The organism is Streptomyces sp. NPDC041191, assembly GCF_055591945.1.
The window spans coordinates 579,425-592,056 of record NZ_JBVIZC010000003.1 but is presented as its reverse complement, the minus strand read 5'-3'; the positions used below and the strand labels follow the sequence as shown (position 1 = coordinate 592,056).

General features: G+C 73.2%; 11 protein-coding genes. 4 read left to right on the top strand and 7 right to left on the bottom strand.

Annotated features, from left to right (window positions below):
* Positions 1-404 precede the first annotated feature (404 nt).
* A complete protein-coding gene (locus ACZ6AQ_RS08810; RefSeq protein WP_468758545.1) occupies positions 405-626 on the top strand; it encodes a hypothetical protein in 222 nt (73 codons plus the stop codon).
* A gap of 29 nt (positions 627-655) precedes the next feature.
* Here ACZ6AQ_RS08810 and xdhC read toward each other — a convergent pair whose 3' ends face one another.
* From xdhC to ACZ6AQ_RS08780, 6 genes are all read right to left on the bottom strand, one after another.
* Positions 656-1,474 carry a xanthine dehydrogenase accessory protein XdhC gene (gene xdhC, locus ACZ6AQ_RS08805; protein ID WP_468758543.1) on the bottom strand — a complete coding sequence of 273 codons (819 nt, stop codon included), beginning with the start codon at positions 1,472-1,474 and terminating at the stop codon, positions 656-658.
* Positions 1,467-3,884 carry a xanthine dehydrogenase molybdopterin binding subunit gene (gene xdhB / locus ACZ6AQ_RS08800; protein WP_468758542.1) on the bottom strand — a complete coding sequence of 806 codons (2,418 nt, stop codon included), beginning with the start codon at positions 3,882-3,884 and terminating at the stop codon, positions 1,467-1,469. The genes xdhC and xdhB overlap by 8 nt, the downstream gene beginning before the upstream one ends.
* Complete coding sequence (locus tag ACZ6AQ_RS08795) at positions 3,881-5,350, bottom strand: xanthine dehydrogenase small subunit (RefSeq protein ID WP_468758540.1); 1,470 nt, start codon at positions 5,348-5,350, stop codon at positions 3,881-3,883. The genes xdhB and ACZ6AQ_RS08795 overlap by 4 nt, the downstream gene beginning before the upstream one ends.
* A gap of 474 nt (positions 5,351-5,824) precedes the next feature.
* Positions 5,825-6,322 (bottom strand): nucleoside deaminase, encoded by a 498-nt coding sequence (locus tag ACZ6AQ_RS08790; protein ID WP_468758538.1) that lies wholly within the window; start codon positions 6,320-6,322, stop codon positions 5,825-5,827.
* Between the two features lie 552 nt (positions 6,323-6,874).
* The gene (locus tag ACZ6AQ_RS08785) at positions 6,875-7,939 is read right to left on the bottom strand and encodes an adenylate/guanylate cyclase domain-containing protein (RefSeq protein WP_468758582.1); all 1,065 of its coding nucleotides are present in this window, start codon (positions 7,937-7,939) and stop codon (positions 6,875-6,877) included.
* Positions 7,940-7,965: 26 nt separating this feature from the next.
* Positions 7,966-8,415, bottom strand: a complete 450-nt coding sequence (locus ACZ6AQ_RS08780) for a universal stress protein (protein ID WP_388696043.1) — start codon at positions 8,413-8,415, stop codon at positions 7,966-7,968.
* 213 nt (positions 8,416-8,628) lie between these two features.
* Here ACZ6AQ_RS08780 and ACZ6AQ_RS08775 point away from each other — a divergent pair, with 213 nt between their 5' ends.
* The 3 genes from ACZ6AQ_RS08775 (at position 8,629) to ACZ6AQ_RS08765 (ending at position 11,605) form a co-directional block, all read left to right on the top strand.
* Complete coding sequence (locus ACZ6AQ_RS08775) at positions 8,629-8,970, top strand: hypothetical protein (RefSeq protein WP_468758536.1); 342 nt, start codon at positions 8,629-8,631, stop codon at positions 8,968-8,970.
* A gap of 1,154 nt (positions 8,971-10,124) precedes the next feature.
* Positions 10,125-10,565, top strand: coding sequence for a hypothetical protein (locus ACZ6AQ_RS08770; protein WP_468758534.1), 441 nt, complete (start codon positions 10,125-10,127; stop codon positions 10,563-10,565).
* Between the two features lie 209 nt (positions 10,566-10,774).
* A complete protein-coding gene (locus ACZ6AQ_RS08765; RefSeq protein WP_468758533.1) occupies positions 10,775-11,605 on the top strand; it encodes an SAM-dependent methyltransferase in 831 nt (276 codons plus the stop codon).
* 36 nt (positions 11,606-11,641) lie between these two features.
* Here ACZ6AQ_RS08765 and ACZ6AQ_RS08760 read toward each other — a convergent pair whose 3' ends face one another.
* Positions 11,642-12,565 (bottom strand): helix-turn-helix domain-containing protein, encoded by a 924-nt coding sequence (locus ACZ6AQ_RS08760; RefSeq protein WP_468758531.1) that lies wholly within the window; start codon positions 12,563-12,565, stop codon positions 11,642-11,644.
* Between the last annotated feature and the right edge of the window lie 67 nt (positions 12,566-12,632).

The window sequence follows — 12,632 nt, the reverse complement described above, 5'->3', positions numbered from 1 at the left end:
GGGGGACGTCGGCCGCGGGCCTGCGCCCGGCCGCCAGCCGGACCTGCGCGCGGGTGTTCGCGTCGTCGCTGTAGACCAGGACCGTGGCACTCGACCGCATCGTTCCTCCCGGGACGCCGGCCGGGCCGCCCGCGCGGTCCGGAATCCGCCGCCCGGCACGCCCCGACGGGCCCCTCACCACCGTACGTCCCCCGGGCGGGCGGCGAAGGGGGTGACGCGGCGACTCGGCGGGGGAGCGCAGAGGAGCGCCGGGGAGCGCGGGGACGCAAAAACAACCGCGAGAACATGCGAACAGATGTTCAAGAATCGTCACAACGGGTATTCCGGTCTGTTCGGCACCCGCCGGGCGCCCGTGTCCGCCGGACGCGGGCACACGGCCGCAGCTTCACGGCGGTGAGAACCCGATGGCTCCCTGCAAGAGGCCCGACTACCGCACCGGCCACCGCGGCCGGCACTGGACCCACGCCCTGCGCTCCGCGCAGAAGGCCGGTGCCGTCATCGTCACCGACGACACCGGAGAGCCCGTCGCCTACGCGCCCGATCGCTCGGGTCCCGGCCGATTCAGGCCCTGGATCACCGAGGCCGGCCTCCGTCACGACAGCCACGACGTCCATCCCGAGTGGTGACCGGCGCGTCCGTCCCGCCGCCCCGGGGGTCAGGCCCCCTCGGTCCCGAAGGCGCGCAGCAGGTCGGCGGCGACGCTCACGGCGATGGTCGCGGGTTCCTTGCCGGTGATGCCGGGCAGCCCGATCGGGGTCCTGATCCGGTCGATGGCCGCCTCGTCGTGGCCGCCCTCGGTGGCGAGGCGCTTGCGGAACCGCGCCCACTTGGCCGCCGACCCGATCAGGCCGATGGAGCCGAGGCCGGGGGTGCGCAGGGCGGCGTCGCACAGGGCGGCGTCCTCGGCGTGGTCGTGCGTCATGATCAGGACGTGGGTACCCTGCGGCAGCTCCGCGAGGACCTCCTCGGGCAGCAGCGGTGTGTGGTGCACGCGCACCCGGGCCACCGCGTCCGCCAGCACGCCGAGCCGCTCCTCGGCGAGGACGTCGGAGCGGCTGTCGATCAGGTGGAGGTCGAGGTCCTGGCGCGCCAGGACGCGGGCCAGCTCCAGGCCGACGTGCCCGACGCCGAAGACCGCGACCGCCCGTACCACCGGCAGGGGTTCGAGCAGCACCGAGACCGTGCCGCCGCAGCACTGCACGCCGTGCCGGTTGGTCACCTTGTCGTTCAGGGCGAAATCGATCAGCTCCGGTTCCGGCGCGGCCGTCGCGATCATCTCCCGGGCCCGGTCGATCGCGACGGCCTCGACGTTGCCGCCGCCGATCGAGCCCCACGTCCCGGCCGGTCCGACCACGAGCTTCGCGCCCGCGTCGCGGGGGGCGTGGCCGCGCACGGCCGCGACGGTCACCAGCACGCCGGGTTCCCGGCGTGCCCGCAACCGCGCGACCGCGGCGATCCATGTCGTGTCAGGCACGGTGCAGCGCTTCGGCGTCGGTACGGGCCGGACCGCCGGCGGCGAGGCCGTCGAGGGCCCGGCCGCTCCCGGACGCGTCGCCCCGCCGGGCCTCCCGGATCGCCCAGTACACCGCTTCCGGCGTGGCGGGCGAGGCCAGTTCGACGCCGGTCCCGGGCGGGCCGAACGCGGCGGCGGCCTGCCGCAGCGCCTCCCGCACCGAGAAGGCCAGCATCAGCGGCGGCTCGCCCACCGCCTTGGAGCCGTACACCGCGCCCTCCTCGGTCGCGTTCTCCAGGAGCGTGACGTGGAACTCCTCGGGCATCTCCGAGAAGCTCGGCAGTTTGTACGTGCTCGCCGCCTGGGTCAGCAGCCGGCCGCGGTGCGGTCCGTCGCCGGTGTCCCAGCGCATGTCCTCCAGGGTCAGCCAGCCCGCGCCCTGCACGAACCCGCCCTCGACCTGACCGATGTCGATCATCGGGGAGAGGCTGTCGCCGACGTCGTGCACGATGTCCACCCGGCGGACGCGGTACGCGCCCGTGAAGCCGTCCACCTCCACCTCGGCCGCGGCGGCTCCGTGGGAGAAGTACTTGAACGGCGAGCCCCGGAAGGTCTTCGCGTCCCAGTGCAGCCCCTCGGTCCGGTAGTAGCCGGCCGCCGAGAGCTGCACCCGCTGGAAGTACGCGGTGCGCACCAGGTCGTCCCAGGCCAGCTCCGTGTCGCCGCCCAGGGCGCGCGCGACGCCCTCGACGATGCGCACGTCCGAGGCGGGGGCGCCCAGCCGGGTGGCGGCCACCCGCAGCAGCCGTTCGCGCAGCTGCTCGCAGGCGTTCTTGATCGCGCCGCCGTTGAGGTCCGTTCCTGAACTCGCCGCGGTTGCCGAGGTGTTGGGCACCTTGTCGGTGCGCGTCGGGGCGAGGCGCACCTTGTGGAGCGGGATGCCCAGCGTGGTCGCGGCCACCTGGATCATCTTGGTGTGCAGACCCTGGCCCATCTCGGTGCCGCCGTGGTTGATCAGGACCGAGCCGTCCTTGTAGATCAGCACCAGCGCGCCGCCCTGGTTGAAGGCGGTGAGGTTGAACGAGATGCCGAACTTGATGCCGGTGACCGCGAGGGCCCGCTTGGTGTGCGGGTGCGCGGCGTTGAAGGCGGCGATCTCGCGCCTGCGGTCGGCGACACCGGCGTTCTCCTTGACCTGCTCCCAGACCGCGGAGATCCGCTCGGCCTGGGTGACGGGCTGCCCGTACGGCGTCGTCTGGCCCCGGCCGGGCCGGTAGAAGTTGCGTTCCCGCAGCTCCATCGGGTCCAGGCCGAGCCGGGGCGCGCAGCGGCCCAGGATGTCCTCGACGACCAGCATGCCCTGGGGGCCGCCGAAGCCGCGGAAGGCGGTGTTGGAGACCTTGTGGGTCCTGGCGACGCGTCCGGCGACGCGCGCGTGGGGGATCCAGTACGTGTTGTCGATGTGGCACAGCGCGCGGGCGAGCACCGGTTCGGAGAGGTCCAGGCTCCAGCCGCCGTCGGCGGTCAGGGTGGCGTCGAGGGCCTGGATGCGGCCGTCGGCGTCGAAGCCGATCCGCCAGGAGGCGTGGAACCCGTGGCGCTTGCCGGACATGGTGAGGTCCTGGGTCCGGTTGAGCCGCAGCCGGACCGGGCGACCGGTCAGCCTGGCGCCGAGCGCGGCGACGGCCGCGAACCCGTGCGGCTGCATCTCCTTGCCGCCGAAGCCGCCGCCCATCCGCAGGCACTGCACGGTCACCTCGTGGCTGGGCAGGCCGAGCACGTGCGCGACGATCTCCTGCGTCTCCGAGGGGTGCTGGCTGCTGCTCTGGACGAACACCTGCCCGTTCTCGTCGATGTGGGCGAGCGCGCAGTGCGTCTCCAGGTAGAAGTGCTCCTGGTCGGAGAACTGGAACTCGCCGGTGAACACGTGCGCGGAGCCGGCGAGGCCGGCGTCGACGTCACCGGTCACCATCAGGGGGCGGGCGCCGTGGAAGCTCCCGGCCTCGATCGCGTCCTGCAGCGTGATCAGGGAGGGGAGTTCCTCGAGGTCGACCTCGACCGCCGCCGCGCCGAGCCGGGCCGCCTCCAGGGTCTCGCCGAGCACCCAGGCGACGGCGTGGCCGTGGAACATGACCGTGTCGGGGAAGAGCGGTTCGTCGTGCTTCATGCCCGCGTCGTTGACCCCGGGCACGTCGGCTCCGGTGAGGACGCGGACCACGCCGGGGACGGCGAGCGCGGCTTCGGTGCGCAGCGCGGTGATCCTGGCGTGGGCCTTCATGACCTGGACCGGGTGGGCGTGCAGCACGTCCTTGGTGCGCTGGACCAGGTCGTCGGTGTAGAGCGCGGCGCCGGTGACGTGCAGCGCGGCGCTCTCGTGCGGCACGGAGACGCCGACGGCGGGCTTCTCGGGACGTTCGGACAGATGGCTCATGACGAGACCGCCTCGGTGGTTCGCGCGTACAGCTTCAGCAGGCTCTGGCCGAGCATCGCGGTGCGGTAGCCGGCGCTGGCCCGGTGGTCGTCCATCGGTGTGCCCTCGGTCCGCAGGACCCGGGCCGCGGCGTCGGCCGTCTCCGCCGTCCACGGCTCGCCCTCCAGGGCCGCCTCGGTGGCGAGGGCGCGGATCGGGGTGGCGGCCACGCCGCCGAGGCCGATCCGGGCCGTGCGGACGACGCCGTCCCGGATGTCGAGCGCGAAGGCGACCGCCACGCTGGAGATGTCGTCGAAACGCCGCTTGGCGATCTTGTGGAAGGCCGTGACCGGTGAGAGCGGCAGCGGGACGCGCACCGCGCGGATCAGTTCGCCGGGGCGGCGCACGCTCTGCCGGTAGCCGGTGAAGTAGTCCGCCAGCGGGACCTCGCGCTCGCCGTCGGCGTCGGCGAGCACCACCGACGCGTCGAGGGCGAGCAGGGCCGGCGGGCTGTCGCCGATGGGGGAGCCGGTGCCCAGGTTGCCGCCGAGGGTCGCGCTGTTGCGGATGAGCCGGGACGCGAACTGCGGGAAGAGTTCCGCGAGCAGCGGGACGGAGCCGTCGAGACGGCGTTCGATCTCGGTGAGCGTCAGCGCCGCCCCGATCTCGACGAAGCCGGGTTCGACGCGCAGCTCCCGCAGTTCGGGCAGCCGGTCGACGGCGACGGCGCAATCGGCCCGGCGGGAACGGATGTTCACCTCCACGCCCCAGTCGGTGGAGCCGGCGACCACCACCGCGTCGGGGCGCTCGCGCAGCAGCAGGAGCGTTTCGGCCAGGGTGTCCTTCCGCAGGAAGGCCCTGCCGTCCTGGACGTACTCGGTGGCCACGGGGGCGGGCGGGGCCTGCTCGCGGCGCCGTGCCAGCGGGTCCTCGTCGGCGGGCGTGCCGACGGCGAACGCGGCGTCGCGGATCGGGCGGTAGCCGGTGCAGCGGCACAGGTTCCCGCTCAGCGCGTGCAGGTCGAAACCGTTCGGACCGTGCTCGGCGTCGGCGGGGGCGCCGTCCGCGGGCTCCGCGTGCGCGCAGCGGCCGGGCCGGTAGTACTCGGCGGCCATGCTGCAGACGAATCCCGGCGTGCAGTAGCCGCACTGGGAGCCTCCGCGCATCGCCATCTCCTCCTGCACCGGGTGCAGGACGGGCGGCGTGCCGGGTTCGCCGGCGGTGGCGAGGCCCTCGGAGGTGACGACCTCCTGGCCGTCGAGCGCCGCGACCGGGAGCAGGCAGGCGTTGACCGCCACCCAGTCGGTGGGCTTGTCCACCCCGGGGCGGGCCACCAGGACGGAACAGGCGCCGCACTCCCCCTCGGCGCAGCCCTCCTTGGTGCCGGTGAGGCCGCGCTCGCGCAGGAAGTCGAGGGCCGTGGTGTGGGGCGCGGCCGGCGAAATGGGGGTTTCTTTTCCGTTGATCGTGAGGCGCGCCGCTACCATGCCGTACCTTCGTTCCGGTCCGTGTTCGGTCGATTCATCGTGCTCACCCATTTCAGGCAGATTTCTGTGTCCGGACGCGCCGAGTGAAAGGAAGGGGCGCGGAAGGGCACGCGGCGACGGCGTGCCGGGAAGCGGTGAAGGGGAAATCCGGAACGCGCCGGGAACGGGCGCGCCGGGACGGCGCGTTCAGCAGCCGTGTGCGATCCGGCCCGGCGCCCAGGCCGTGCGGCGGGCGAGGCGACCGAGGTCAGAGAGGGTGTACATCTGCCGGTCGCCTCCTTTCCGGGAGTCGGGGATCAGGAATCGAAAATCGACGCCCACCGCAAATTAGTGGCGGTCGGCACGGGGGTCAAGGGGCCGGGCCCGGCCTTTCGGAATCCGGACGGATTCTTTTTCGGTGACCGACGCGGTCGGCGACCTATGTGATCGTCGGCCGATGTGGTCGGCGGCCGATGTGGCGGTAGGTCGACGCGGTCAGTAGTCGACGCGGTCGCTCTTCGCGTTCCACGCCTCGAACGGCTCGGTGCGGTGGGGCAGGTCCAGGTGGACGATCCGCATCGGCCACTCCTCCTGGGGCTTCTTCTCGAACAGGTCGTAGAACTCGCGGTCGTCGAAGCCGGCCGCCGCGGCGTCGTGGCGGTCGGCGGAGAACACCAGCCGGTCGACGCGCGCCCAGAGCGCGGTGGAGAGGCACATCGGGCACGGCTCGCACGAGGTGATCAGGGTGCAGCCTTCGAGGCTGAAGGTGTTCAGTTCCCTGCAGGCGGCGCGGATGGCGTCGACCTCGGCGTGCGCGGACGGGTCGTTCGTCGCGGTGACCCGGTTGTGCCCGGTCGCGACGACCCTGCCGTCCTTGACGATCAGGGCGCCGAAGGGGCCGCCGCCGCTGTTCACGCTGTCGGTGGCGACGGCGATGGCCTGCCGCATCCACGCCTGCTCGTCCTGGACGGTGCTCGCGGTGCTCGCGGTCACGGTTGCTCCTTGTCGAATGCGGTGGGGCGCGGGGCCGCCGGGAGGGCCGCGGCGTCCGCGCGAACGGGGCCGGGGACCCGCCCGTAGGCTTCCACGGGGCGGCGACGCCGGCGCCGGGACGGGCGGTCCCGGCGTGTCGGCCGGACGGCCTCTCCGGCGGGGCTTTCCCGTCCCTCGTGTTCGGGTGTGTGCGAGCAGTACACAGCCGTCCGCCCGGGACCGGCCAGGCGCCGAAGACATGAAATACGGGCAGCCCGGAGCCGATGCTTCGTGGGTTCCTACGAGGGCCGGTACGGGTCGATCCGGTGGGCCGCACCCGGCCGCCCCCGGCCGCACCCGCGCTCCGGCCCCCGACTCCCGGCTCCCGGCTCCCGGTCCACGGAGCCCGGGACCGGAGGCCGGAGCCGGGGACCGGGCCGCACCGGCCCGTCGCGTACGGCCTGACGCGTACAGACCGTCGCGTACGGGCCTGCCACGTACGGGCCTGCCGCGTACGGCCCGTCACGTACGGCCCGTCACGTACGGCCCGGCACCGTGTTCACCGTCCGGAGGTCACCCGGCGGACCGGTTCGGCCGCAGGAGCACCGGGCGCAGCCTGTTGTACCCGCGCACCGACACGGGTCGGAGGGCCTTGAGTTCGTACCCCTCCGTGCCCGCCAGTTCGCCCGCGAACGCCGTGTCGACCAGCACGGTGCCGGGGCGGGCCACCGCGGTGAGCCGGGCGGCGATGTTGACCGCCGCCCCGTAGACGTCGCCGAAGCGGCTGAGGACGGGACCGTGGGCGAGCCCGGTCCGCACGCGGGGCAGGTCCGGTTCGGCCCCGGCGCGCGCGGTGAGTTCCAGCGCGATGCCGGCGGCCTCGGAGGCCGAGTCGCACACGAAGAGGACCTCGTCCCCGATGGTCTTCACCACCTGTCCCCCGCCCTCGGCGACCACGTCACCGGTCAGGTTCTCGAACAGGTCGATCACCCGGGAGAGTTCGCCGCCGTCCAGTCCACGGGTCATCCGCGTGTAGCCGACCATGTCGGTGAAGCCCACCGCCCGGTCGCGGATCTCGGCGCCCGCGCGGGGCTGCGCCGCTCCGCCCGCCGCCGCGCCCCCCGTCCCGCTCTTCCCCGCTCCCGGCCCGCCCGGGCCCTCCCCCGCCCCGGCGAGCAGCCTCCCGGCGTGCGCCGCGAGGTGCCGGCGCCACACGTGCCTCTGGAGCAGTTCCATCTCCGGCAGCAACGTCGCGACGTGGCGCACCAGTTCCTCTTCGCCCACGGGGCTCTCGGAGCCGCGGTGCGCCATCCAGGCCCAGAGGGTGTCGACCTGCCATTCGGCGAGCCGGGACAGGTGGTGCCCCAGGGCCCGCGCCATCATCGTCTCGTTCTCCTCGGTGATGAGCCCGGCCCCGATGAGCCGCTCCCCCGCGCGCAGCGCTTCGGCGTCGGCGTCGGTGAACACCCGCGCCTCCTCGTCCGCCGCCGGAAATCCGAGCGCGCGCCAGATCTGCACCGTGCGTCCGGGCTCGACGCCGGTCCGCTCGGCGATGTCCCGCCTCGTCCAGACGCGACCGCCGCCGAGCAGCACCTCTTCGACGGTCCGCCGCAGCCGGTCGGCGCCGGACGGGTCCACCGGTCCCCCGTCCGGCCGCGCCGCGCTCACGTGGTGTGCACGATCAGCACGTCGAGGCCCGACTTCCTGGCGATGTCGGCGGGTACGGAGCCGAGGATGCGCCCGGCGAGCGAGCGCAGGCCCCTGTTGCCGACGACCAGGAGGTCGGCCGACGCCTTCCGCGCGATCCCGACGAGCGCGGCGACCGGTTCGCCCTGCACGGCGACCGTCCGCACGTTCGCCGCACCCTGGGCGCGGGCCCGGTCCTTGGCGGTCAGCAGGGTGTCCTCGGCGGGCGCGGAACCCACCACCTGGTACGCCTCCGCCCCCAACTGATCCTGGGCCACGGCGAGTTCGGGGCCACGCATCGGGAGGTACGCGCAGGCGATCACGAGTTCGGCCGCACAGGCGGCGGCCAGTTTCGCCGCCGTCTCGACCGCCGCGAACGACGACTCCGAACCGTCCGTACCGACCATGACCGTCCGGTAGGCAGTCAAGGCAACCTCCTTACCAGAGAGTAAACTTACTTCCAAGTAAGGTAAGGCGGGAAGGGTCGGCCCGGCAAGGGGGCGGGCCCCGCCGAAGGTTCCCGCGCCGGACCCGGCCGAACCGGCGCCCCACCCGGACGCGCGGTGGCCGCCTGCCGCCCCCGCGCCGCTCCGCCCGCCAGACTGGGACGTCCGATGCCCTGTGCGTTACGGAGGTCCCCCATGCCCCTGCACTCCACCGGACCGGGCGGGACGGACACCTTTCCGGCCGTCTGCGCGCACACGCACCTGTTCCCGGGCGCCGGATGCCGCGTCCAGGGGCTGCCCGACCCCTCCGCCTTCGCCGCGGAACCCCGGCCGATCGAGGTGGACCTGCGCTTCTCCGACGGGGTGATCGCCGACGCGAGGCTGACGCCGGAGGACCCTGCGGGTCCCGTGCTCGCCGTCCCGGCGTACACCACCGGCGCCGGGACCCCGGTCGCCGCCCGCGCCTGGGCGGTCCGGAAACTCACCCGGGTGGGGTCCGAGGTGGAGCTGACGATCGGTGGCCCCGTCGGGGCGTGAATCCGCCACGGACCCCCTGTCGAACACGCGGGTGATTTGACTGCCGCGTCACCCCGAGGGGCGTCCGCCCGGCCCCGCCGACCCCGCACACACGGGTTCACTCCGCAAAGCGCCCGGACGGGCGCGTCCGGACCCCGACAAAGCACCCCTCCCGCAGGACCCCTCGGATCCGCGGGGCATCTCCGGCATCTCGCGGGTCAAGAGAAATTAGCTTTCGCACATTCGCTTTTTTCCCATTTGCATGAACTGATTCCTCTCGGCGCCACCCTCCCTCCTCCCGAGGGGAGGAGGAAGCGCCCAACACCGGGCCCCACCTGGGATTTTTCATTTCCGATCAAAATCAGTCAGACAAAGCAGGTCAAGGCTCTGTCTGGATGGTCGATACAGGAGCAGACGCGGAGCGGTTTTCGACATCGACCGGGCACAACCAGTCCCGTGCAAGACGCTCGCAGAAGGGAAACAGCTTGCACGGCGGGAACTTCACGCCGCTCGGAGCGAATGCATCTGATCAGACGATATCGTGACGTCACCGCACGCGATCCCTCGACGACGGACCGTGATGCGCGTGCCCCGGGGAGGTACGGCCCGGGGCCCCGGCACAGGCCGTCGACGACCAGAAAGAAGCCCAGCATGACCCTCGGAGTAGTCAGGAGCCCGATATCGCTCCCCCGGCCGGTCCCCACGGGATCATCCCTCTCCCCCGCCGCGGCGAAACCCCCGGCCCCCCGCTGACGGACCTCCGCCGGTGCGGCGCGCCAGCCTCCGGAGCGCGCCTCACCCCGTCCGTCCCCGTCGGGGCCGAGCCCCCGGCCGGACGGAGGCCGCCCCCGGGCGGCCCCGTCCGGCCCCGACCGCTGACGCCCCGGACCGGCGGGCCACCGCACCCGGGGCGGCGAAGGGAGAACTCCCATGACACTGCCACCGAAGGGCGTTCACCGCGAGTACCGCGATGGCCCCACCGAACGGAAGACGGCGCACGGACGCCCGCGGGACCACCGCGGACCGACGGGCCGGCGACGGCTCCCGTGCGCGCACGACCGCACCCGGGGCGACGGCGCCCGCCGGGCGGGGAGCGCCGGTCCGGCGCTCCCCGCGCCCCCGCCGTCCGCCGCGCCCGCCCGGCGTCCGGAGCCCGGCGGAGGGGCGGGGCGGCCGTGAACGGACCACCTGCCCCCCGTTCGGCCCTGTCCGGCCTGAAGCTCGGGTTCGAGGCGTTCCGCGAGGCGAACAGGGGCGCGTACGTCCGGTACGCCGAGAAGTGGACCGGCGACGCGGCGGAAGCGGAGCGGTGCGTCGAGGCGGTGCTCGACGCCCTGGAGAACCGGTGGGTCGGCGTGCTCGGCTCCGACTCCCCCGCCGCCCGCGTCTGGGAGGAGCTGCGCGCCGAAGCCGCCCGCCGGTCGGCGGACTCCGGCGGCCGGACGAGGCGGTTCCACACCGCCCTGCGGGACGACCAGGCCGACGTCGTGCTCCTCCATCACGACCTGGGGCTGTCCGTCGAGCACGCCGCCCACCTCATGGGGCTGGACGTCCCCGACGCGCGCGCCCTGCTGCGCGGCGCCGAACGGGACCTCCGCGCGGAGCGCGAACGCTGACACCGGACGGCCGCCGCGCGACCGCCCGGCACCGGACCGGCGCGCACCCCGTCCACGGGTGGCGCGCCGGTCCCCCTCCCCCGCGTCGCACAGGACCCGCCCGGCCATTTGCACCCTTCGGGGTGACTAGCCGTCAGGCGGGCGCGCTCCTAGGATGAGCCCTCGTGTCCGGGTACAACCGGCCCGGACAGGGGTTCAGGGGAGCGTGTATGACCAACGGCGGGGAATCCCGAACGCGCGTCATCGACACCGACCGTGCCAGTGCCGCGCGCATGTACGACTGGCTCCTGGGCGGGACGGAGAACTTCGAGGTCGACCGGGACGCGTGCGCCGAACTCCTGCGGATCGCGCCCAGCACCCAGCAACTCGCGCGCAACAACCGTGACTTCCTCCGGCGCGTGGTGCGTTACCTCGCCGTCGAGAAGGGGATCACCCAGTTCCTCGACCACGGCAGCGGCCTGCCCACCCAGGACAACGTCCACCAGGTCGCCCAGCGCGTCTCCCGGGACGCCAGGGTCGTCTACGTCGACAACGACCCGATGGTGCTCGCCCACGCGCGGACCCACCTCGACGACAACGCGCGCACCATGGTCGTCGACCACGACATGCGGGACACCCAGAAGATCAGGGAGTCCACCGAGGGCTTCCTCGACTGGGACCGGCCCGTCGCGGCCCTCTTCGTCTCCGTCCTGCACTGCATCCCCGACGACGAGCAGAGGGGGCCGGCCGCCGTCATAGAAGCGGTGTCCGAACTCCTGGCACCGGGCAGCCACATGGTCATCTGCCAGCTCGTCAGCGAAGACCCGGCCGTCCGCGACGGTGTCACCCGGCTCATGGAGGGCGCGACCGGCGGCAACTGGGGACGCGTGCGCGAGCCCCACGAGGTGCGGCGCTACTTCGACACCCTGGAGATCGTGGACCCCCCGGGCCTGGTCGACGTGATCGACTGGCTTCCCGACTCGCCGCCCCCGCCCAAGGAGCTGCGGTCCACCGACTGGGTGGAGTGGGGCGGCGTGGGGAGCGTCCGGGCGTCCCGGTGATCCCGCCGCCGCGGAGCGGCCGCTCCGTGCGGCCGTCTACTCCGACCGCTCCGCGGCGGCCCGCTTCTCCCAGTGGGCGATGGCGCGTTCCAGCGCGCGCACGCTGTCCTCGCGGTCGTAGAGGTTCGCCCGGACGTTGAGCAGCAGCTTGCGCGTACGGTCGAGCTGGACCTTCTGCGTGATGTAGTGCGCGCCGTCCGCGTGCTCCACGTACGCCAGCTCCTGGTGCTCCCCGTCGGCGAACGCCAGGTGGAAGACGGGGGTGGGCGGGGCGATGACGTGTTCCGGGACGATGCGCACGTTGACCTTCTCGGTCAGGGTGGCCGTGTGGAGGAAACGCATCTGCTCGACCATCATGCCGGCGGTGCCGTAGGGCTGGGAGAGCACGCGTTCGCCGATCAGCGCCGCCAGCCTGGGCAGTCCGCTGTCGAGCATGAGCTGCCGCTGCATCCGGAGGGCGACGATGAGTTCGATGTCGCTCTCGGAGCGGCCGATCTCTATCATCCGGACCAGGGCGCGCGCGTACGCCTCGGTCTGCAGGAGACCGGGCACGACGCGGGGTTCGTAGACGGTGATCTGCCGCGCGGTCCGTTCGAGCCGGATGAGGCGCCGGAGGAAGGCGGGGGTGACGTCGGCGAACTTCGCGAACAGGTCCTCGTTGCCCGCCTGCTGGTGCAGCTGGTCGAGGTGGGCGCGGTCCTCGCGGGAGACGCCGTAGAAGAGGGCGAGGTCGTTCAGGTCCCGGTACTTGACGGGGCTCTTGCCCAGCTCCATCCGGCTGATCTTCGACGTGGAGGCGCGGATGACCCGCGCCGCGTCGGCCAGGGTGTAGCCGCGCCGCTCGCGGTGGGAGCGCAGTTCGTCGCCCAGCATGCGGCCGCTCAGACGGTCGCCGGTGGTGTCCTGCAGGGGGACCACCGGCGCGTCGGATTCGGACCGGTGCTTGGGGGCGGCGGGCATGCGGGCTCCGGAGTCGGGGAAATGCCGGTTCGCCCGTCAGGATGCCCGAGGCGAGCCCACCGCCACA

Excerpts from the sequence above, each read along its gene's own strand:
- ACZ6AQ_RS08760 (WP_468758531.1), bottom strand. The coding sequence starts at position 12,565 with ATGCCCGCCGCCCCCAAGCACCGGTCCGAATCCGACGCGCCGGTGGTC.
- xdhB (WP_468758542.1), bottom strand. The coding sequence starts at position 3,884 with ATGAGCCATCTGTCCGAACGTCCCGAGAAGCCCGCCGTCGGCGTCTCC.
- ACZ6AQ_RS08795 (WP_468758540.1), bottom strand. The coding sequence starts at position 5,350 with ATGGTAGCGGCGCGCCTCACGATCAACGGAAAAGAAACCCCCATTTCG.
- ACZ6AQ_RS08775 (WP_468758536.1), top strand. The coding sequence starts at position 8,629 with ATGCCCCTGCACTCCACCGGACCGGGCGGGACGGACACCTTTCCGGCC.
- ACZ6AQ_RS08810 (WP_468758545.1), top strand. The coding sequence starts at position 405 with ATGGCTCCCTGCAAGAGGCCCGACTACCGCACCGGCCACCGCGGCCGG.
- ACZ6AQ_RS08765 (WP_468758533.1), top strand. The coding sequence starts at position 10,775 with ATGACCAACGGCGGGGAATCCCGAACGCGCGTCATCGACACCGACCGT.